The organism is Arthrobacter sp. NPDC056727 (genome assembly GCF_042790555.1).
GTDB lineage: Bacteria > Actinomycetota > Actinomycetes > Actinomycetales > Micrococcaceae > Arthrobacter.
The window spans coordinates 163,933-184,886 of the sequence record NZ_JBHTZA010000004.1 but is presented as its reverse complement, the minus strand read 5'-3'; the positions used below and the strand labels follow the sequence as shown (position 1 = coordinate 184,886).

General features: G+C 66.5%; 18 protein-coding genes and 1 tRNA gene. 9 read left to right on the top strand and 10 right to left on the bottom strand.

The window, feature by feature from the left end; genetic code table 11:
* Positions 1-69: 69 nt before the first annotated feature.
* From ACFRAH_RS05795 to ACFRAH_RS05785, 3 genes are read left to right on the top strand one after another with little or no spacing between them, the layout of a single operon-like run.
* Positions 70-1,038: a metal ABC transporter solute-binding protein, Zn/Mn family gene (locus tag ACFRAH_RS05795; protein WP_377989949.1), complete on the top strand. Its 969-nt coding sequence runs from the start codon at positions 70-72 to the stop codon at positions 1,036-1,038.
* Positions 1,035-1,850 carry a metal ABC transporter ATP-binding protein gene (locus ACFRAH_RS05790; protein WP_377989948.1) on the top strand — a complete coding sequence of 272 codons (816 nt, stop codon included), beginning with the start codon at positions 1,035-1,037 and terminating at the stop codon, positions 1,848-1,850. The genes ACFRAH_RS05795 and ACFRAH_RS05790 overlap by 4 nt, the downstream gene beginning before the upstream one ends.
* Positions 1,850-2,725: a metal ABC transporter permease gene (locus tag ACFRAH_RS05785; RefSeq protein ID WP_377989947.1), complete on the top strand. Its 876-nt coding sequence runs from the start codon at positions 1,850-1,852 to the stop codon at positions 2,723-2,725. The genes ACFRAH_RS05790 and ACFRAH_RS05785 overlap by 1 nt, the downstream gene beginning before the upstream one ends.
* 43 nt (positions 2,726-2,768) lie before the next feature.
* On the opposite strand, the gene ACFRAH_RS05780 is transcribed toward ACFRAH_RS05785, so the two are convergent.
* Positions 2,769-3,233 carry a Fur family transcriptional regulator gene (locus ACFRAH_RS05780; protein ID WP_377989946.1) on the bottom strand — a complete coding sequence of 155 codons (465 nt, stop codon included), beginning with the start codon at positions 3,231-3,233 and terminating at the stop codon, positions 2,769-2,771.
* Positions 3,234-3,329: 96 nt separating this feature from the next.
* Here ACFRAH_RS05780 and ACFRAH_RS05775 point away from each other — a divergent pair, with 96 nt between their 5' ends.
* Positions 3,330-3,986 (top strand): MBL fold metallo-hydrolase, encoded by a 657-nt coding sequence (locus tag ACFRAH_RS05775; RefSeq protein WP_377989945.1) that lies wholly within the window; start codon positions 3,330-3,332, stop codon positions 3,984-3,986.
* Here the strand turns inward: ACFRAH_RS05775 and ACFRAH_RS05770 are convergent.
* Entirely contained in the window at positions 3,983-5,062 is a 1,080-nt protein-coding gene (locus tag ACFRAH_RS05770; protein WP_377989944.1) for a PLP-dependent cysteine synthase family protein, read from the bottom strand. The genes ACFRAH_RS05775 and ACFRAH_RS05770 overlap by 4 nt on opposite strands.
* A 94-nt stretch (positions 5,063-5,156) precedes the next feature.
* Here ACFRAH_RS05770 and ACFRAH_RS05765 point away from each other — a divergent pair, with 94 nt between their 5' ends.
* From ACFRAH_RS05765 to ACFRAH_RS05755, 3 genes are all read left to right on the top strand, one after another.
* The gene (locus tag ACFRAH_RS05765; protein WP_377989943.1) at positions 5,157-5,999 is read left to right on the top strand and encodes a sulfurtransferase; all 843 of its coding nucleotides are present in this window, start codon (positions 5,157-5,159) and stop codon (positions 5,997-5,999) included.
* A gap of 75 nt (positions 6,000-6,074) precedes the next feature.
* Positions 6,075-7,229 (top strand): NAD(P)-dependent alcohol dehydrogenase, encoded by a 1,155-nt coding sequence (locus tag ACFRAH_RS05760; protein WP_377989942.1) that lies wholly within the window; start codon positions 6,075-6,077, stop codon positions 7,227-7,229.
* Positions 7,226-7,654 carry an HIT family protein gene (locus tag ACFRAH_RS05755; protein ID WP_377989941.1) on the top strand — a complete coding sequence of 143 codons (429 nt, stop codon included), beginning with the start codon at positions 7,226-7,228 and terminating at the stop codon, positions 7,652-7,654. The genes ACFRAH_RS05760 and ACFRAH_RS05755 overlap by 4 nt, the downstream gene beginning before the upstream one ends.
* 20 nt (positions 7,655-7,674) lie before the next feature.
* On the opposite strand, the gene ACFRAH_RS05750 is transcribed toward ACFRAH_RS05755, so the two are convergent.
* A complete protein-coding gene (locus ACFRAH_RS05750) occupies positions 7,675-9,438 on the bottom strand; it encodes an HNH endonuclease (RefSeq protein WP_377989940.1) in 1,764 nt (587 codons plus the stop codon).
* Between the two features lie 529 nt (positions 9,439-9,967).
* Here ACFRAH_RS05750 and ACFRAH_RS05745 point away from each other — a divergent pair.
* Positions 9,968-11,461, top strand: a complete 1,494-nt coding sequence (locus ACFRAH_RS05745) for an MFS transporter (RefSeq protein ID WP_377989939.1) — start codon at positions 9,968-9,970, stop codon at positions 11,459-11,461.
* A gap of 83 nt (positions 11,462-11,544) precedes the next feature.
* Here ACFRAH_RS05745 and hrpA read toward each other — a convergent pair whose 3' ends face one another.
* Both hrpA and ACFRAH_RS05735 read right to left on the bottom strand, forming a co-directional pair.
* A complete protein-coding gene (hrpA, locus tag ACFRAH_RS05740; protein WP_377989938.1) occupies positions 11,545-15,525 on the bottom strand; it encodes an ATP-dependent RNA helicase HrpA in 3,981 nt (1,326 codons plus the stop codon).
* Positions 15,526-15,636: 111 nt separating this feature from the next.
* Positions 15,637-15,804: a hypothetical protein gene (locus ACFRAH_RS05735; RefSeq protein WP_003804817.1), complete on the bottom strand. Its 168-nt coding sequence runs from the start codon at positions 15,802-15,804 to the stop codon at positions 15,637-15,639.
* A gap of 81 nt (positions 15,805-15,885) precedes the next feature.
* Here ACFRAH_RS05735 and ACFRAH_RS05730 point away from each other — a divergent pair, with 81 nt between their 5' ends.
* Positions 15,886-16,854 carry a GlxA family transcriptional regulator gene (locus tag ACFRAH_RS05730; protein ID WP_377989937.1) on the top strand — a complete coding sequence of 323 codons (969 nt, stop codon included), beginning with the start codon at positions 15,886-15,888 and terminating at the stop codon, positions 16,852-16,854.
* A gap of 12 nt (positions 16,855-16,866) precedes the next feature.
* On the opposite strand, the gene ACFRAH_RS05725 is transcribed toward ACFRAH_RS05730, so the two are convergent.
* The 5 genes from ACFRAH_RS05725 to ACFRAH_RS05705 form a co-directional block, all read right to left on the bottom strand.
* A complete protein-coding gene (locus tag ACFRAH_RS05725; protein ID WP_377989936.1) occupies positions 16,867-17,157 on the bottom strand; it encodes a protealysin inhibitor emfourin in 291 nt (96 codons plus the stop codon).
* A 60-nt stretch (positions 17,158-17,217) separates the two neighbouring features.
* Complete coding sequence (locus ACFRAH_RS05720) at positions 17,218-18,258, bottom strand: M4 family metallopeptidase (RefSeq protein WP_377989935.1); 1,041 nt, start codon at positions 18,256-18,258, stop codon at positions 17,218-17,220.
* A 112-nt stretch (positions 18,259-18,370) separates the two neighbouring features.
* Positions 18,371-18,443, bottom strand: a tRNA-Arg gene (locus ACFRAH_RS05715).
* 82 nt (positions 18,444-18,525) lie between these two features.
* Positions 18,526-20,082, bottom strand: coding sequence for an FAD-dependent oxidoreductase (locus ACFRAH_RS05710; RefSeq protein WP_377989934.1), 1,557 nt, complete (start codon positions 20,080-20,082; stop codon positions 18,526-18,528).
* Positions 20,079-20,951 carry an FAD:protein FMN transferase gene (locus tag ACFRAH_RS05705; RefSeq protein WP_377989933.1) on the bottom strand — a complete coding sequence of 291 codons (873 nt, stop codon included), beginning with the start codon at positions 20,949-20,951 and terminating at the stop codon, positions 20,079-20,081. Before ACFRAH_RS05705 ends, ACFRAH_RS05710 begins: the two co-directional genes overlap by 4 nt.
* Positions 20,952-20,954: the final 3 nt, after the last annotated feature.

Here is a 20,954-nt window from a genome sequence, read left to right as displayed (position 1 = left end):
ATTTAGCGATACACTGGCTGCAGGTTGCTCCTCCCCGCAGCCCAATCCGTCCAGAACCGAGGTCTTTCCGTGCCCAGCAACGTCCGCACTTTCCTGACTGCCGCCGTGGCCGGCTTCGGTCTGCTTCTCACCGGCTGTGGTGCCCCGGCAGGGACCGCAGGCGCAGGGGGCAACGGGCGCATCGCCGTCGTCACGTCCACCAACGTGTACGGGGACATCGTTGAAGCCGTCGGCGGGGACAAAGTCAACGTCTCTGCCATCATCTCCCGTCCGAGCCAGGACCCGCACTCCTACGAAGCCAATGCCCAGGACCGGCTGGCGGTGTCGAAGGCCAAGCTGGTGGTGGAAAACGGCGGCGGTTACGACGACTTCATCCACACATTGGCGGACGACAGCAATGTGCCGCACGAGAACATCATCAGTGCCGTGGAGGTTTCCGGTCTTGCCCCCGAGGCAGCGGGCACGGCCTCGGCCCATGCTTCGGACGGGCACTCCCACGACCATGGCGATTTCAACGAGCACGTCTGGTACAGCCTTGATGCCATGACGCACCTCGCCGATGCCGTGGCCGCCCGCCTCGGCGCGCTCGACTCCGCCTCGGCCGCCCAGTTCACCGCCAACGCCGCTGAGTTCAAGTCCGGTATCGCGAAGCTTGAGAGTAAGATTTCCGCAATGAAGACCTCGCACGGCGGCGCCGGCGTTGCCGTGACCGAACCGGTCCCCCTCTACCTGCTGGAAGCGGCCGGACTGCAGAACCGCACCCCGGCCGAGTACACCGCGGCCGTCGAGGAAGGCGCCGACGTTCCGCCGGCAGTCCTGAAGGCAGCCACCGCGACGGTCGCCGCCAAGGAGACCAGTTTCCTCGCCTACAACGAGCAGACCCAAGGCCCGCAGACCCAGGCCGTCAAGAATGCGGCCAGTGCCGCCGGGACGCCGGTGGTGAACTTCACTGAGACTCTTCCTGACGGCAAGAACTACCTGCAGTGGATGGCGGACAACGTGGAAAACATCAGCAACGCACTGAAGGCGCAGCGTTGAACCCAGTCATCAGCCTGAAGCAGGCGTCGCTGAAGTTCGGCCGGCGCGCGCTCTGGGAAGACCTGAACCTGGACATCAATCCGGGGGAGTTCTTCGCGGTGCTGGGGCCCAACGGCAGCGGAAAAACAAGCTTCCTGAAGGTCCTGCTGGGGCTGCAGGAGCTGCACTCCGGCCACGCGAGCCTCGGCGGGCACCCCGTGGAGCGGGGGAGCCGGATGATCGGCTACATCCCGCAGCAGAAGCCCTTCCTGCCCGACACCCCCATGCGGGCCCGCGACCTGGTGGGCCTCGGCGTCGACGGGCACCGCTGGGGAATCCGGCTGGGTACCGCCAAGGCAAACCGCAAAATTGACGAACTGCTGGACCTCGTCGGTGCCAGCGACTACGCCAAAGTTCCCGTCGGGCAGCTGTCCGGCGGCGAGCAGCAGCGCCTCCGCGTGGCCCAGGCACTTGCCACTGACCCGAAGGTGCTGCTCTGCGACGAGCCGCTCCTGTCGCTGGACCTGCACCACCAGCAGGCCGTCAGTGCGCTCATCAACAAACAGTGCCATGACCGGAAGAGTGCCGTGGTGTTCGTGACCCACGAGATCAATCCGATCATCGACTATGTGGACCGGATCCTGTACCTGGCCGGCGGCCGGTTCAGCGTGGGAACGCCGCACGAGGTTATGACCACCGAAGTCCTTTCCGACCTTTACGACAGCAACGTGGAAGTGATCCATGCCAACGGCCGGATCGTCGTCGTCGGTCTGCCCGACGCCACGACGCACCACCATGACGACGCGCACGCCGCTGCGGGGGAGGGTTCCTGATGGATCTGGCATCCTTCCTGCAAACGGTGTTCAACTTCGAGAACTATGGCGAGCTGCTGGTGCTGGTGCAGAACTCGTTATGGGCTGGCGCGGTGCTTGGACTCCTCGGCGGCCTGATCGGGACCTTCGTCATGAAGCGGGACCTGGCGTTTGCCGTCCACGGAATTTCCGAGCTCTCGTTTGCCGGCGCCGCCTTTGCGCTCCTCATTGGAACCGACGTGGTGTTCGGATCCCTGGTGGGTTCGGTGGCGGCTGCGCTGCTGCTCGGGCTCATGGGTGTCCGGGCCCGGGACAAGAACTCCATCATCGGTGTGATCATGCCGTTTGGCCTGGGCCTCGGCATTCTTTTCCTGTCGCTCTACGAAGGCAGGGCGGCCAACAAGTTCGGCCTGCTCACCGGGCAGATTGTGTCCGTGGATACCGTCCAGCTCCAGGTCCTGGCAGGGACTGCAGTGGCGGTGATGGCGGCGCTGTGCATCATCTGGCGCCCGCTGAGCTTCGCCAGCGTCGACCCTGAGCTGGCCGAGGCCCGCGGCGTTCCCGTCCGGTCGCTGGCCCTCGTTTTCATGGTGCTTCTGGGCATCAGCGTGGCGCTGTCCATCCAGATCGTGGGCGCCCTGCTGGTTCTTGCCCTGCTGATCACTCCGGCGGCTGCGGCCCTGCGGGTGACGTCCTCGCCGCGCCTCGTGGTCCTGCTCAGCGTGGTGTTCGCCGTTTCGGCAACGGTGGGGGGAATACTGCTGGCCCTCGGCGGCCGCATCCCCATCAGCCCCTACGTCACCACGCTGTCGTTCCTGATCTATGTGGTGTGCCGGGTCATCGGCAGCGTCCGCGCCAAGCGAGGACTCAACGGCCGGGTCATGCGGACCGCGTAAGCTCGCCTACTGCGCTGTGCCGGAAACTACTGCGTGCCAGAAACTACTGCGCGGCGGCCTTGCGGGCGGAGCAGTCGGGGCAAAGGCCGTAGATTTCCACCGTGTGGGCCACTTCCGTGAAGCCGTGCTCCTGGGCGGTCCGCGCGGCCCAGGTTTCGACGGCGGGCGCCTCCACCTCAACCGCCTTGCCGCAGTTGCGGCACAGCAGGTGGTGGTGGTGCACCGTCACGGCGCAGCGGCGGTAGACCGCCTCGCCGTCACCGTTGCGCAGCACATCCACGAGTTCCTCGTCGGCCAGCGACTGCAGGATCCGGTAGGCGGTGGCCAGGGAAACCGAAACACCCTTGTTCTGCAGTATCCGGTAGAGCTCCTGGGTGCTCACGAAGTCATTGAGCTCATCCAGGGCGGCGCTGACAGCGATCCGCTGCTTGGTGACGCGCTGCTCTTTCCCGCCGGCCGGCGTCGAAGGCGCCTGTGGCCTGCCGTCAGCGCTGGCGCGTTGTGGCATTGGATAAACTCGCTTTTCTTTCGGGTAACAGCAAGCTTTAACGTTACCAGCCGGAGCCGCGTGGACACTGATCGGGCCCGTCCCTAGGCTGGCTCCATGAAGCTGACTAAATTCACGCACGCCTGTGTCCGGCTCGAAAAGGACGGCCAGGTGCTGGTCCTTGATCCGGGGACCTTCTCCGAATCCGCCGAGGCGCTGGCAGGCGCACACGCTGTCCTCATCACGCACGAGCACGCCGACCACATCGACGTTCCCGCCGTCACCGCCGCTCTTAAAGACAACGGCGGGCTTGAGCTGTTTGCGCCGGCAGGTGTGGCGGAGAATGTGCGCAAGGAGGCGCCGGACGCCGCTGGGCGGGTGCACGCCGTGGAGCCGGGAAAGGCCTTTGACGCGGCCGGGTTTGCGGTCCGCAGCTTCGGCGGCCAGCACGCCCTGATCCATCCCCAGATTCCGGTGGTCGCCAACGTCGGGTACCTCGTGGACGAGAACGTGTACCACCCGGGTGACTCGTTCATCATCCCGGACGGCATCAGCGTGCGCACGCTCCTGGTCCCCGTCCACGCCCCGTGGAACAAGATCAGCGAAGTCGTGGATTTCGTCATTGGTGTCCGGGCCGAGCGGGCTTTCCCCATCCACGATGGCCTCCTGAACGAGACCGGCCTGGGACTCATAGAGGGCCACGTCAAGCGGATCGGGGCGAAGTACGGAACGGAGTACGCCCACCTGTCCGCCAGGGAGTCCGTCGAACTTTAAGGCTGCCAGGTACCCGTCTCGAAGAACTCGTTCAGCGTGTCCTCGTACGGCTGCGGATCCAGTCCCTGGGCCGTCAGCCATTCAGCGCTGTAATAGCTGCCTGCGTACCGGTCGCCGCCGTCGCACATCAGGGACACCACGCTGCCCCGCTCGCCGTCGGCTAACATCTGCGCCACGAGCTGCCAGACTCCCCAGAGGTTGGTGCCCGTGGACGGCCCGGCGTGGAGGCCCGCCAGCGAATGCAGGTGCCGCATGGCTGCCACCGAAGCGGCGTCGGGAACCTGGATCATGTGGTCGATGACGGAGGGCACGAAGCTCGGCTCCATGCGAGGGCGGCCGATCCCCTCGATCCGGGAAGGCATTCCGGTGCTGAAGTCCGCAGCGCCGCTTTGCCAGCCGGGGTAGAAGGCGGAGTTTTCCGGATCGACCACGGCCAGGGACGTGGCGTGGCGGTGGTAGCGGAGGTAGCGGCCGATCGTTGCGCTGGTCCCGCCCGTCCCGGCCCCCACCACAATCCAGCGGGGGACCGGGTGCTCCTCGAGCGCCAGCTGCTCAAAAATGGACTCGGCAATGTTGTTGTTGCCCCGCCAGTCCGTGGCGCGCTCGGCGTAGGTGAACTGGTCCATGTAGTGGCCGCCGCTCGTGGCGGCCACCTCGGCGGCTGCGGCGTACACCTCTGACGCATGGTCCACCAAAAGGCAGGCACCGCCGAACTGTTCGATCAGGGCGATTTTTTCGGGGCTGGTGGTGCGGGTCATCACGGCGATGAAGGGCAGGCCGAGGAGCTGCGCGAAGTACGCCTCGGAAACCGCGGTGCTGCCGCTTGATGCCTCCACAATGGTGGTCCCCTCGCGGATCCACCCGTTAACCAGCCCGAAAAGGAACAGGGAGCGGGCCAGCCGGTGTTTCAGGCTTCCGGAGCGGTGCGTGGACTCGTCCTTGAGGTACAGCTGGACGCCCCAGTGCTCGGGGAGCGGCACCGAATACAGGTGGGTGTCTGCCGAGCGGTTGTTTTCCGCGTTGATCTTGCGGACTGCCTCATCCGCCCATGCCCGTTCACTGAATCGCCTGCTCACGGCATCAGCCTACCGGCGCGGCCACCCGCGGCTAGAGTTGGTGCAGTTGCGCCCGTGCGGCCCAGGCACTCTTCAGACGATCCCAAGGAGACATATGGACACCCTCATTGACGTAGCCGGGCTGAAAGCCCGGCTGGCATCCGGCCAGCGCACCGTGGTGCTGGATGTCCGCTGGGCGCTTGGGGATCCGGAGGGCCGCAGCCACTACCTGAAAGAGCACATCCCGGGTGCTGTGTACGTGGACCTCCCCAGCGAGCTGGCGGACCCTGCAGATCCCGGCCGCGGCCGCCACCCGCTGCCTTCGCGGGCCCGTTTCCAGGAAGCGGCCCGGTCCTGGGGCGTTGGCGATGGTGACGTTGTGGTGGCCTACGACGACGCCGGGAACACCTCCGCTGCCCGGGTGTGGTGGATGCTTCGGAACGCAGGGGTCCGCACCGTTTACCTGCTCGACGGCGGCCTGGCCGCCTGGCGTGCGGCAGGGCTGCCCGTGGAGGGCGGGTCAGTGGAGCCGGACGCCGGCAACGTGACGTTCGCCGACGGCGGCATGCCGGTGACCGACGCCGACGGGGCCGCCGGCTGGGCCGCCGCGGGCGTGCTGCTGGATGCGCGGGCGGGAGAACGCTACCGCGGGGAAGTGGAGCCGGTCGATCCCCGGGCCGGCCACATTCCCGGTGCCATCAGCGCTCCCACCACGGCGAACCTCGACGACGACGGCCGCTTCCTGCCGGCGGAGGAGCTGCGGAAGCGCTTCGCCGGCCTTGGGGTCGATGCAACCAGGCCGACTGCCGTTTACTGCGGCAGCGGCGTGACAGCCTCCCACGAGATCGCGGCCCTGGAAATTGCAGGGTTTACCGCCGCGCTGTTCCCCGGCTCCTTCTCCGAATGGTCCAATGATGCCGCCCGCCCGGTGACCACGGGTGCCGATCCGGGAGAGTGACTGCCTCGCCCGGTGGTTGAGCGCGTCGAAACCTGGCGATTGGAACTCCTCGGGGAGCCGCGGTAGCGTCGCCATATGACTCCTGGACGTCCTGTGCCCCCGCCCCTGAATCTGCGAATTCCGCTGGAGGAGACCGCCGTCGGACCCCTCGCGGGACGCCTTGCCGCCGCCCGCGGCGCAACGTCCGCCACGAGCGGCCTGGTTGAGCTGACCGTTGCCCGGCGGGCGCCCAAAGCCGACGACGTCGAAATCGCGATCGAATTCTGCGGGCTCTGCCACTCCGACGTTCACGCCACCCGGGGGGAGTGGGGCTCGCAGAACTACCCGCTCGTACCGGGTCACGAGATCGTGGGAAGGGTCAGCCGCGTCGGTTCCGGTGTGTTGGATTTTCAGCCGGGAGACCGCGTGGGGGTGGGCTGCATGGTGGACTCCTGTCGCGAATGCGAGAGCTGCCTCGAAGGGCTGGAACAGTACTGTGAACGCGGCCTGACCGGGACGTACGGTGCCAAGGATGCCAGGAACGGGGACGCAGTAACGCAGGGCGGTTACGCCTCCTCTGTGGTGGTGGACCGGCGCTATGTCCTGCGCGTGCCCGAAAGCCTGGACCCGGCGGCGGCTGCCCCGCTGCTCTGTGCGGGCGTCACCACGTTCTCACCGCTGCGCCACTTCGGTGTCCGGGAGGGCCACGTGGTGGGCGTCGTCGGCCTTGGCGGTCTGGGCCACATGGCCGTCAAACTGGCCAAAGCGATGGGAGCCGAAGTTAAGGTCTTTACGACGTCCGAATCCAAGGTGTCCGCGGCGCTGGAACTGGGCGCAGACGCTGTAGTGCTGTCCCGCGACGAGGAGGCGATGGCCGCTGAAAACCGGAGCATCGACGTCATTATCGATACCGTCGCCGCCCCGCACGACCTCAACCCGCTTTTCCGAACCCTCCGCCGGGACGGCGCCCTGTTCCAGCTGGGGCTGCCCTCCGAAGCCATGCCGCCCGTCAGCCCCGGGGCACTGATCAGAAGGCGTATTTCCTATTCCGGTTCACTGATCGGGGGCATCGCCGAAACCCAGGAGATGCTCGACTTCTGCGCCGAACACGGAGTTGTCTCGGACATTGAAGTGGTTGGTGCCGCGCAGCTTAACGACGCCTATGACCGGATGGTCGCAGGCGATGTGAAGTACCGTTTTGTCCTGGATACATCCACTCTGCAGGAACCGTCGGAAAGGGCTGACGCATGAGCACGCTGTTTACCAAGATTCTCAACGGGGAGATCCCTGGCCGGTTTGTCTGGCGCGAACCGGACGTCTCGGCGTTCCTGACGATGGGGCCGCTTGCAGACGGGCACACGCTGGTGGTCCCGACCGAGGAAGTGGACCGCTGGACGGACGCTGCACCCGAGACTTTGGCAAGGGTCATGGAAGTGGCCCGGCGCATCGGCGCGGTGCAGGTGGACACATTCGGGGCAGCCCGGGCAGGACTCATCGTGGCCGGTTACGAGATCAACCACATGCACGTGCACGTGTGGCCGTCCAACAGCATGGCTGAATTCAACTTTGCCACCGCCGAGCACAACCCGGATCCGGCCAGGCTGGACGCCAACGCCGAGAAGCTGCGCGCAGGCCTGCGCGACGCCGGCTACGGGGAGTTCGTACCCGAGGCTTAAGTCCTGCCCAGGCTGTCCTGTTAAGGACCCGGGCCGGGCTGCTCGGTTTCTGACAATCCATCTTCGCCCTGGTCCGGCCAGCGCGATCCACTTCCCGGTAGCGGTGGTGCGGTTGAGCGGTAGGTGTGGCCGGTGGGGGTGGTGATTTCGATGGTGTGTCTTGGTCCTGGTTTGGGTTGTGTTTTCCAGCCGGGGAGTTCTTTGGTGTGGTTGCAGGCTTCGCAGAGTCCGGCTCCGTTGGCGAGGGATGTTGGGCCGTTGTTGTGCCAGGGGATGATGTGGTCGTGGTGGCGGATGGGTGCGTCGCAGTAGGGTGTGCGGCAGGTGTCGTCGCGGATTTGGATGAAGCGGCGCAGCGGTGGCGGGAAGAGCCTGCGTTTCGATTCCATGGCGACGAGGTCGCCGGTGTCCGGGGCGGTGTAGAGCCGCCGGAGCCAGATTTTCAGGTCCTTGACCGCGTCTTTTGCGGCGGCTTCCTGGTGCGCGGTTTCCTGTGCCTGTTCGGGGTTGAGGAGGTTCCGTGCCCATGCGGCGGGGACGATGCCGTAGCCGGTGAGTCTTGCTGGTTCGCTGTCGCCTTGGAGGAGGGTGCGGTCGGTCATGACGAGGTTGACCTCGATGCCGGTGATGCCGCCGGGGGTGCCGGTGGTCCTTTCGACGAGGGTGTCGGCCATGGCCTGGTTCCGGGACCGCGGGTCCCCGGCGGTGCGGAGGGCGTCGGCCTGCCGGGTCAGGGCCGTGTAGACGGCGACGCCTTGGTGGGCGGGCAGCAGGGCTGTCAGGTAGGTCATGCAGTCGGGGGCCGGGCGCAGGCTGACGGACCTCTCGGAGGCGGCGTGGCTGGCGCGTTGGGTGACCGAGCGCGGATCCCGTCGGGTGGCGGCGGCTTTGACGGCGGCGATGACGCCGCGGGTCCCGACCCCGTCGAAGGTCCCGGTGTCGGCGGCGAGTTCCTCATCGACCGCGGCCCGGTCTTCGACGGTCAGGCAGGCCGTTTCCTTCACGACATACATGGCCTTTTCTTCATTCAGCCCGCCGGTATCCAGTGCACCGAGGGCGTGCGGCATCTCGGTGACCAGGGCCTTGGCCATGCCGAGCAGCCGGCCGCCGCGGTGCGGGGACTCGCCCCGGGCCAGGGCGATCTGTTCGGCCACGCCGGTCGTGTGTTCTTTGGGGCGTTTCCTGCCGAGGTCCTCGGCCGCCAGGGTGCTGCGGTGGGCCTGCCCTGGGCTGGTCCCGGCTTCGAGTTCGGCTTGTTCCTGCCGCTGTCTCGCCTCGAGCGCGACGGCTAGCCTGGCCTGTTGCCCGGCGATCATGGCTTTGATGTTCTCGCCCGCCCGGATCTGGTCGATCAGCCCGGGACCGTCAGCGGTGAGATCGGCCCGCAAAAGAGTCTTTACCTCCCCGATCCGGTCGTCGAGACTCACCCGAGTTGTAGGACGTGTATCAGCGCCGGAGGGACTGCCGCCGGTGCCGGAGGTGTCCGTGAATTCGGGGGCGTCGGTGAAAACGACATCGTAAAACCGGTCATCGTAAAACCGGGCCTCGGGGAACGGATCCTGCGGGAGAGGGTCCGGATAGGCGGCGTCGAGGTCATCGTCATACACGAACTCCTCGTCCGTGAATTCATCGAGCGGAAAAGTCTCGCCCGTGAACCACCCGGCGGGAATCGTGTCACTGGGGAAAACTGTGTCCGGAACAAGGGCCTCGGGAAGCGCGGCAGCATGCAGGGCGGCGCTGTGCGGCGCCGCTCCTGCCAGTGCTGAATCCCCGATGACCTCCATGAACACAGTCTGCCAAGGGCCACTGACATTAAAGGGCCGTTCCGACCCCAGATGGAGACGGATCCAGAAACTTTTTTGGATCCATCCGAGAACAAAAACCAGGCAGCAGATCCCGGCGTTCCTAGCCTTGGAAGCCCGGGTACGGCAGAGCAGAAAGTGGTAACGGCAGAGCAGAAAGTGCAAGCCGCGGCAGCGCCGCCGTCGTACGCGTTTTCAGCCGCACGATCCGCCCGACGCCGTAGGTTTGAACGCCTTAGTGATCGCCCACATCGCGCTGTGCTGTTTGACACACCTGTGTCGCATGCCATACTTGTGAACGCGACGTTCATCATATGAACGAGCGGGGCCGGGCGTTTGATGCCGGACATCCGGGCGGTGACCTGGCCGGAGAGCTTCAGTTCCGTTCGAACCAACGATCCCAACGAGGCAGCGCAAACACCCACGTCCCCTGCGGCCACGAACTGCGCTTCTCGTTTCTAGGAAAAGAAGGACAAGGATGTTCCATCAGTCCAGAAAACAACCTCCGGCGATGAATACAACCACGCGCCGGCTGCGGACGGACGACTGCATCGTCGTCGACAAGCGCGAGCTTCGCAAGGCCCAGATCGGCGCGGGAGTCGGCAACTTCATCGAGTGGTACGACATCGGGATCTATGGGTACCTGGCGATCACCATGACCAGCGTTTTTACAGAGGGCATGGACCAGCGGATGGGCCTGTTGGTGACACTGCTGGGTTTCGCGGTCTCGTTCATCGTGCGCCCGCTCGGCGGCATGATACTGGGCCCGCTCGGCGACAGGATCGGCCGCCGCAGGGTCCTCTTCTTCACCATGGCCATCATGGCGTCAGCCACCACCATCATTGGTCTGCTGCCGACTGCAGGCCAGGTGGGCTTGTGGGTCCTGGTTCCGATGTACCTGCTGAAGATGGTGCAGGGATTCTCCACCGGCGGCGAGTACTCTGGCGCCGCGACCTACGTCGCCGAATTCTCCCCGGACAGCCGCCGTGGCTTCTGGACCGCGCTGCTGAACACCGGCGCGCAGCTGGGCTTCGCCGCCGGCGCCGCCGTGGTGGCGGTGACCACCATGGTCACCACTTCCGCGTGGGGCGAGACTGCAATGCGCGACGGCGGCTGGCGGATTCCGTTCCTGCTTGCCCTGCCGCTGGGCCTGGTGGCCATCTCGCTGCGCAAACGCATTCCCGAATCGCCCAGCTTCGAGGTGGCACAGGAAACGGCGACGGAGCACACCAACCCGATCTTCGTCCGGCAGAACCTGGCGAACATCGTCCGGCTGTATTGGCCGCAGATCCTGGTGGGCATTGCCCTGATCGCCGCGGACGGGACCTCCTCCTACATGGTCACGAGCTACATGCCCACGTACTTGGAAATGCAGGTGGGCATGGCCACTGTGTACACAGCAGTAGCGACAGTCGTGATCCTGCTCATCCAAGCACTGATCGTGCCCGTGGTGGCACGCTGGTCTGACCGGATCGGGCGCCGCCCCATTTACGCCATCGCCACCGTCGGCAACCTCGTCCTGCTCCTGCCGGCCTTTGCCCTGATGCACGTCGGCCAGGTGTGGTCGCTGTACCTGGCGCTGTTCATGGTCTCACTCCCCAGCGCCTTCTTCCTGTCCCTGACCGGCGCCGCGATGTCCGAGCTGTTCCCCACGGCGTCCCGCTACGGCGGAGTCGGCCTGACCCACAACGTGGCCATTTCGCTGTTCGGCGGCACCACACCGTTGGTCAGCCAGATCCTCGTTGAGGTCAGCGGCAACTCCTACGCACCGGCGTTCTACGTGATGTTCTTCTCTGCCGTGGCACTCCTGGCGATGGTGAAGATGCGCGAAACGGCCGCCCGCCCACTCCTTGGCTCCGTACCCGTCGTCGCCAGCCGCGCGGAAGCAGAGGAACTGGTCCGCGACCAGGACACCAACGACCGCATCGACACCACAACCATGCCGCTCTCGGTCGGGCGGGCGGAACCCGCGCAGGCCGAATCCGTGGGTGCGGGCACCCGCTGACCCATAATCAGTTGCCCTCGACGGGGCATACGACGACGGCCACTTCCGGTAGGAGGTGGCCGTCGTCTTGTGCTAATAACGGCTTACGCCGCCAGTACCTTGTTCAGCGCCGTCCGGATCCGCTTCTCGGACACGGAATAGGCCGTGCCGAGCTCGACGGCGAACAGGCTCACCCTTAGTTCCTCGATCATCCACCGCACCTGAGTCAGCTCAGCGCCTGCCCGACGGCCGGGCAGCAGCGCCGACGCGGCGTCGTCGTAATCGTCCTCCAACTGCTGGACCGCCGACATGTGCAGCGCGTCGCGCTGTACGTTGCCCGGCAGCTTCTCCAGCCGCTTCTCGATGGCGGAGAGGTAGCGCGGCAGCTGGCTCAGTTGCGCATAGCCGGTCTTGGCCACAAAGCCGGGGAACGCCAGCTGCTCCAGCTGGCTGCGGACATCATTGAGCGCGCTGATGAGCGCCAGGCTGGTGGTGCCCTTGAGCTGTTTTTCGATCCTGCGCGTGCTGGCGAGGATGCGCTCCACGACGGCCGTGACGCTGAATACGGTGTCGATCAGCTCCGCGCGGACATGCTCGTACAGGGCGTCGAACGCCGCCTGGTCCCACGGGAGCTCTGCAGGCGTGAGCTTGTCCACCGCCGCCAGGACGCAGTCGGCGATCAGGGCCGAGACGGACCCGTGCGGATTCTGGCTGAACGTCAGCTTCTCCGTGTTGTTCAGGTGTTCCAGGACGTAGCGGTCCGGCGCCGGCACGCGCAGCGCGAGGAGCCGGATGACGCCGCCCCGCATGGCCTCGAGCTGCTCCGACGCCGTCTGGAAGACGCGCAGGCCCACGGACTTCCCTTCGTCCACGAGCGCGGGAAAACCCGTGACGGTATGGCCCTTGACGGTAACACTGACTTCCCGCTGAAGGGAGCCGAACTGCCACTGGGTCAGGCCCGACTGTTCCTTGAACCCGGCGTGCGCCTGCGGACGGGATTCCGGCAGGCTGTCCTTCGGCGCAGATGCCTGCTGCTGGGACTTCTTCGTTGTCCCTGAGTTGGGGGAGCGCGGGCCGGCGGTGGCGGGGGTGGCGCCCAGGGATTCCGCGATGGCCCGGCGGGTGGCCGGCGCCAGCCGCTCCTGCAGGGCTTCGAGGTCCTTGCCCTCGTCCAGGACTTTGCCCCGGCTGTCCACCACCTTGAAGCTCACCCGCAGGTGCGGCGGCACCGCGTCCCAGTTCCAGGACCCGGGCGGAACGATCTGGCCCTTCAGGCGGCGGAGGACAAGCTCGAGTGATGGTTCCAGCTCGTCCTCGGCGGGGTCGAAATCAGCTTCCAGGGCCGCCACTGCCTGCCGTGCCACGTCGGGGGCCGGAACGAAGCTCTTGCGGACCTGCTTCGGCAGGGACTTGATCAGCGCGGTGATGAGCTCCACCCGTTGGCCGGGGATCAGCCAGCGGAAGGGTGCGTCGTCGAGCTGGTTCAGGAAGAGGACCGGGACTTCAGCCGTAACGCCGTCGGACGGGTTGGGCGTCGAGCCGGGCGCGACGGGATGGAATTCATAGCTCAGGGGCAGTTCGAAGCCCTTGTGCAGCCACGTCTTCGGGTAGGCGGCCTCGTCGAGGTCGTCGGCGTCTTCGCTGAGCAGCAGGGCCTCATCGAAGTCCAGGAGTGCGGGATCCTGTTGCCGGGCCTCCTTCCACCATTTGTCGAAGTGCCGTTCCGAGACGACGTCCTTGCCCACCCGCGCGTCGTAGAACTCGAAGAGCGTCTCGTCGTCCACCAGCAGGTCCCGGCGGCGCATCCGGGCCTCGAGCTCCTCCACTTCCTGCAGCAGTGCCCGGTTGCGGTGGAAGAACTTGTGGTGAGTCTTCCATTCGCCCTGCACCAGTGCATGCCTGATGAACAGCTCGCGGGCTAGGACAGGGTCCACCTTGCCGAAATTGATCCGGCGCTGGGCGATGATGGGTACGCCGTAGAGGGTGACCTTCTCGTAGGCCATCACGGCGCCCATCTTGGTGGACCAGTGGGGTTCGCTGTAGCTGCGCTTGATAAGGTGCGGAGCGACCTGCTCGGCCCATGCGGGCTCGAACTTGGACGCGACGCGTGCCCACAGCCGGCTGGTTTCGACGAGCTCGGCGGCCATGACAAACGTGGGCGACTTCTTGAAGAGTGCCGAGCCCGGGAAGATGGCGAACCGGCTGCCACGGGCGCCGGCGTATTCCCGCTTGCGCTCATCGAGGATGCCGACGTGGCTCAGCAGCCCGGAGAGCAGGCTGATGTGGATGCCCTCGTGGTTGCCCACGGGGTCCGCCTCGCGCTTGTTGTCCAGGCTGATGCCCAGGGGCCGGGCCAGCTGCCGGAGCTGCGTGAACAGGTCCTGCCATTCGCGGACGCGCAGGTAGTTGATGAATTCGTTGCGGCACAGGCGGCGGAACTGCGTGGAGGACAGCTCCTGCTGCTTCTCGTGGATGTAGTTCCAGAGGTTCAGGTAGCCGGTGAAGTCGGAGTTCTCGTCCCGGAAACGGGCGTGTTTCTCTGCTGCGAGCTGCTGTTTGTCCGTGGGGCGTTCGCGGGGGTCCTGGATGGTCAGGGCCGCCGCCAGGATCATGACTTCGCGGACGCAGCCGCGCTTTCCTGCTTCCACAATCATGCGGCCGAGCCGCGGGTCCACCGGCAGCTGGGCAAGCTTCTGTCCGACGGCGGTCAGCCCACTGCCGCCGTTGCGGCCGGCAGCTGCCTGCGGCGCGCCAGTTGCTGCCTGCGGTGAACTTAGGGCACCGAGCTCGCGGAGGAGGGTCACGCCGTCGTTAATGGCCCGCGAGTCCGGCGGTTCCACGAACGGGAAGTTTTCGATGTCCTTGGGTCCGCGGGCCACTCCCATGGCTGTCATCTGCAGGATGACAGCCGCCAGGTTGGTGCGCAGGATTTCCGGATCCGTGTAGAGCGGCCGGGACTCGAAGTCCTCCTCGGAGTACAGCCGGATGGCGATGCCGTCCGAGACGCGGCCGCAGCGACCGGAACGCTGGTTGGCAGAGGCCTGGGACACCCGCTCGATGGGCAGCCGCTGCACTTTGGTGCGGTGTGAATAGCGCGAGATGCGGGCGGTGCCGGTGTCGATGACGTACTTGATGCCCGGCACGGTCAGGGAGGTCTCGGCCACGTTGGTGGCGAGCACGATTCTCCGCTTGCCGCCCGGGTTGAACACGCGGTGCTGCTCCTGCAGGCTCAGCCGGGCGAACAGGGGGAGGACCTCGGTGCCGGCCAGCCGCCGGTTGGACTGGATCCTGGACTGCAGGGCATCCGCGGCGTCCCGGATCTCGCGCTCGCCGGAGAAGAAGATGAGGATGTCGCCGGGAGCTTCGAGGGCAAGCTCGTCGACGGCGTCGCACACCGCGTCCAGGGGATCGCGGTCTTCCTCGAGTTCATCATCGGAGGAGTTGTCCTCGTCATCGCCGGACGGGCCGCCGGCGGGCTGGGACAGCGGGCGGTAGCGGATCTCCACCGGGAAGGTGCGCCCGGACACTTCAACGATGGGCGACGGGTCCTCGTCCGAGCCGAAGTGCCTCGCAAAGCGCTCGGGATCGATGGTAGCGGAGGTGATGATCACCTTCAGATCCGGCCGCTGCGGCAGGATCCGCTTGAGGTAGCCGAGGATGAAGTCAATGTTCAGGCTGCGTTCGTGGGCTTCATCGATGATGATCGCGTTGTATTTGCGGAGCAGTTTGTCGCGCTGGATTTCGGCCAGCAGGATGCCGTCGGTCATCAGCTTGACCTTGGTGGACTTGCTCACCTCGCCGGTGAACCGGACCTGAAAGCCCACCTCCTGGCCGATGTCGACGCCGAGTTCGGAGGCTATGCGTTCGGCCACCGTGCGGGCTGCGAGCCGGCGCGGCTGGGTGTGGCCGATCAGGCCGTTCTCGCCCAGGCCCAGCTCCAGGCACATCTTGGGAATCTGGGTGGTCTTTCCGGAGCCGGTCTCACCGGCGATGATCGTCACCTGGTTGGCGGCGATTGCGGCCATCAGGTCCTCGCGGCGCTCGGAAACCGGCAGCTCGGCGGGGTATGAGATATGAAAAGTCATGGCTCCCCCAAGTCTACTGCCGCGTAAAAGGACCCGGCGTGCGCCGGGTCCTTGGTTTGGGTTTCTTGGTTGAGGTGGACGGTTGACGTTCGAGCCCGCGGCCAGGTGCCGCTAGAAGATACGCATCGTGTAGTTGCTGCTGGGGAGGTCCAGCGCGGACCAGTCCCGGACCGAGTGCTCGGGAGGCGTGTGGCCGCGGCCATCCCGAAGGATGGCGCCGACCGTGGCGGCGGCTGCAACGAGGACCAGGACAAGGAGGGCGATTCCGAAGATTTCCATGTCTCCATGGTTCTCCCGCTGGACCGCAGAAAAAAGTGGCAGAAATGCCTAAAAAGTACAAATTTCTGCCATACTGGATTCATGCTCAAATCAGTGGCAGTCATCGTGGTTCCCAACTTCTCGATCTTTGAGTTCGGCACCGCTTTTGAGGTGTTTGGCATCGACCGTTCGGACCGGGGAACAGGCGTGCCGCAGTTCGACTTCCGCGTGTGCACTCCGGCGCCCGGCGAAGTTCCGCTGAAGTCCGGCCTGACAATGAATGTGGGCCTCGGCCTTGAAGCCGCGGCCGATGCGGACCTGGTGATCATGGCGCCGTATGGGCGGGATGAAGATGTTCCGGAATCCGTCCTTGAAGCGCTCCGGGCGGCGCACAGCCGCGGCGCCTGGGTGATGTCCATCTGCTCCGGGGCCTTTGCGCTGGCGCGGGCCGGGCTCCTGGACGGGCGCCGGTGCACCACGCACTGGCATTACTCCGAGGAACTCGCGGCCCAGTACCCCAAGGTCCTGGTTGACGAGAACGTCCTCTATGTCCAGGACGGCCGCATCATCTCCAGCGCCGGCACGGCCGCGGGCATCGACGCCTGCCTCCATCTGGTGAGGCTCGAATTCGGGGCAGCCGTCGCGGCCGCCATCGCCAGGGACATGGTGGTCCCGCCCCATCGCGACGGCGGCCAGGCCCAGTTCATCGACCGGCCCATGCCCGAGTGCGGCTCCCAGCCCATGGAGGAACTCCTCCGGTGGATGGTGGAGAACCTGGACGAGGAGCATCCGGTCCAGGAGCTGGCCGCCCGAGTGCACATGTCGCCGCGCACCTTCGCGCGCCGGTTCCGCGCCGAAACGGGCGCCACCCCGGCCGCGTGGCTCAATTCCCAGCGCGTCCTGCGCGCCCAGGAGCTTTTGGAATCCACGGAGCTGAACATCGACGAGATTGCCCGGCAGTCAGGGTTCGGACACCCGGTGCTGCTTCGGCACCATTTCGCCAAGGTGCTGGACACGAGTCCGCAGTCCTACCGCCGGGCCTTCCGCGGCCAGATGGCGCCGGCGAGCTAGGGTCTGCTCCGGCTAGGACGGCCGGGATTCTTCAGCGGCTGCCCGGGTCGACTCCACAAGAACGCGCCACGGACCGGTGACCGCCGTCTCCGGCAGCGTGGCGCGGCGCTGGCCTGCGCGGATGGAGTACATGAAGCGGTCCGGCTGGCCGTCCGCCGCCTGCCGGGGGTCGTCGACGGCGTCCCACGGGCAGGCCTCGACGAGGGGCTGCCAGCGGTTTTTGTCGCTTGGCGTGACGGCCAGCACCGTCCAGACGCGGGTGACTGCGGCTATCCCGCCGCTGCGCTCGACTGTGATTTTCATGGCGAGGTTCCCGGGTTTCCGCGGCTGCCGGGAAGCGGAAGGCCACAGTCCCGGCGTCGGTTAGAGCTTTACCTTCACAGTCTCCCACGCCCCGCGCACGGCGTCATGCTCTGCGGACTCCTCGCCAAAGAGTTCCTTCGCCGTGGCCGCGGTGGCTTTGGCGAAGGCTGTGAAGGTGGTGGTGGGGCTGAGCGAGCCGCCGGTCAGGGTCTCGTACCAGATCTGCCCCGGCGCGTCCCAGGCATTCCCGCCCAGGGCCAGGGCGACGAGGCAGAACGCCCGGTTCGGAATGCCGGAGTTGATGTGCACCCCGCCGTTGTCGGCCCGTGTGCGGACGTAGGAGTCCATGGAGTCCGGCTGCGGGTCCTTGCCCAGGACGTCGTCGTCGTACGCCGTCCCCGGTGCCTTCATGGAGCGCAGCGCGGACCCTTGGACCTGCGGCGTGAACAGGCCCTCGCCGATCAGCCAGGAGGCTTCGGCGGTGGCCTGCTTCCGGAAGTACTGCTCCACGAGGGCGCCGAAGACGTCGGAGACGGACTCGTTGATGGCCCCGGCCTGGTTGCGGTAGGCAAGTCCGGCTGAAAACTGCGTCACGCCGTGGGCGAGTTCGTGGCCGATCACGCTGAGCGAGCGGGTGAACCGCTCGAAGACCTCGCCGTCGCCGTCGCCAAACACCATCTGCTGGCCGTCCCAGAACGCATTGTCGTACATCCGGCCGAAGTGGACGGTGGCCTTCAGCGGCATTCCCTGGCCGTCGATCGAATTGCGCCCGAAGGCGTCGGCGTACAGGCTGTGCGTGTGGCCGAGGCCGTCATAGGCCTCATCGACTGCGGGATCGCCGGTGGCCGCGTCACCCTCCTTCCGGACAACCTGGCCGGGCAGCGACTCGCCGGACTTCGCGTCAAAGACGGACCTGTTGACCGGGGCGGGCTCCAGCTGCCGGATGCCGGCAGGAGCCGACGGCGCAGATGTGCGGGCCGCGTGAAGGGCGCCGACGTGAAGCAGGGCCTCCCTGGCGGCGCGGGCGACGGCCGAGAACCGGGGGGAACCCTGGGCGGCCAGGCGGCGGAGGATGTACGGCGGAACGATTGAACAGACCATGCAGCCCACACTACGAACGGCCTCTGACATTCTTCGTCAGGCGCACTGGGAAGTCGCACTGGGAATGCAGGAAACCCCCGCCGCTTTCAGTAAGCGGCGGGGGTTTCTTCTGTGCCCTCGATAGGATTCGAACCTACGGCCTTCTGCTCCGGAGGCAGACGCTCTATCCCCTGAGCTACGAGGGCATCCAGGGATCCTGCCGTTCCCGGCCGGACGTCCTAGAGCTTAGCAGGTAGGTGGGCCGGAAAGGAAAACGGGCTCTCCCATCTAGTATCCCGCGAAGGAATCCACGTGGATACGGCGCGCGCCGGCACGCCGCGCCGCGCGCCGCAGCGAGCCCACACTGGCCGGTGAACCCGAGACGAACACCCTACGCTCGCCGATGTCCGGCACCAGCCGTTTCAGCGCGTGGCCGTCCAGCCGTGCCCCTTGGGGGAGTAGCGTCCCGGCGTCCTCGATGAAGTCCGGCGGCGCCGATCCGTCGGCGAGCCGGGCAACGACACGGGCGCCGGAATTCTCCAGTTCCGCGGCGTAGGCAAGTTCCGCTGCGTTCCGGGCAAGGTAGAGAAGCACGGTGTCGCGCTCGCTGGCCACTCCGCCGGACAGGTGCGCCAGGAACGGCGTGATGCCGATGCCCGCGGCAATGAGCAGCACGGGATCCTGGCCCTTCGGCAGGACGAAGTCACCGGCGACACTGGTGGCCGTGAGCTGCTCGCCGGGCTGAAGGGACAGCAGCTTGCGTTTGGCGGCAGAGACGGGGTGTGCGGTGCCGACGCCGATCGTCACATGCTTCGCGTCGGGCGGGCTGGTCAGGCTGAAGACGCGGCGCCTGCCGCGTCCGTCCGGCTTGGTGTGCGGAAGATCCAGTTCGAGGTATTGGCCGGGTGCATGGCGGAGCGGGCGCCGGGGGCGGAAGACGAACTCCGTCGTCGTCGGCGTCAGCGCGCGGGAGTGGCTGAACAGCAGCCGGACGCTTCCACGCTGGCCTGCCAGGAACGCCAGCAGGTTGCCGGCCAGCAGCGCCAGTTCGGGTGAGTTCGCCACAACGCCGAAGTTGTAGGGCGTGGCCAGAAGGACACCGACGACGGCGGCCATCGCCAGCTGCTGCCAGCGCCGGGGCGGCAGGGTGAGCGGCTCGGTGAGCATGAACCCGGCAAGAAACAGCACGGGTCCCTGCGCCAGGGTTTGCCACACGGCACTTCCGAGGTCCATGCCGGAAGGCACCTGGACCACTGCCACGACGGCGGTGGCCACCAGTATGAACACCACGGCCATGAGTATTTTCCTGGTCCGGTAGAGCACCAGCAGGACGCCCGGGACCAGGAGCCACAGCATGGCCGGCGTGCCGGCCCACCAGGTGGCAATGTTCAGCCCGGTGAGCCCGGCGATGAACGCGCCGGCGGCCGCGGGGTTGAACACATGGCGGCCACGCCAGGCAAGGGCGTACTTGGAGGCCGACGCCAGGACGCAGGCCAGGGCCACCCCGGCCAGGTCCATCGGCCCCAACGCGGGGCCGAGCCCGGTGGGCCAGAACAGGAAGTAGAGCAGGAGGCCGGTAATCAGCGAGGATTCCGTGTGCGGCTGAACCCGGAACAGTGCTGCCAAAGCGCGGTTGGAAGCGTACGTCAGCCCCAGGCAGAGGGCCAGGTGGGCGAGCATGTTCGGGATGCCGAACGTCAGCCAGCCCAGCGCGTCGAGGAGGAGGCTGTAGGCGGCCAGCACGGCAAGCACCAGCAGCACCAGCCGGTACATCGTGAACCGGCCAAGGTTCGCGTCCAGGGCGGTGCCGGGTGCGGCGTGCTGCCGGGAGGTGGTCGAACTCATGTGAACAGAGCTCCTTCGAATTCCGCGGAATATTCCGCGCTGCCGTTGGAAAAGACCTTGAGCCAGGAAAAGCGGAAGTGCCGCTCCAGGTCGCCGGCCGGAACGAGAAACAGGGCGGTGGCGAGGGCGTCCGCCGCCATGGCGGTCTCCGCCAGTGCCCAGGTGGCCACGACCGTCCTGACCGGCGCCCCGGTGGTGCCGTCCAGGACGTGATGGAGCCCGTCTCCCCAGGCCCGCCGGTTCGACGCCGAAGCACAGAGCGCGCCGGACCCCAGGGGCACAGTTCCTATCGCCTTGGTGATGTCGTAAGGATGCTCCAGTGCCACCTGCACCGGCTCCTGTCCGCCGTTCAGCAGGTCGCCGCTGGCATCGATAAAGAAATCCGGAACCCCGTTGCTCCTGAGCAGGCCGGCCAATAGGTCAACGAGCTGGCCCTTGCCGGCCGCGCCGATGTCCAGCACCACCGGGGCCGTGGTCCGCAGTGATGTTCCGTGCCATTCCAGGACTGCGTCCCAGGCCGGGGGAGGCGCGGCTTCGCCGCGGGGCTGCAGTGAATACTGCGGATCGTAGCCCAGCCTCTCGAGGCTTTTCCCGATGAGGGGCGTCATGGCGCCGCCGCTGAGCGTATAAAGCTGCCGGTACAGTGCGGCCAGGCCGGAGGCCTCGGGCGGCAGCCGGTACTGTCCGGGGGCCACGGCCATCCGGGTCACCAGGGAGTCCGCGCGGAACCTGGACCACGTGGAGTCGTAGCGCTCCACTTCGGCCAACACGGAGCTTCGCAGCGCCGGGGGCAACGGGCCAGGGGTGGCGATTTCCCAGCCGGTCCCGATGCCGTCAAAGCGGAAGCTGTGCCAGCCTGTATGCGGCACGGC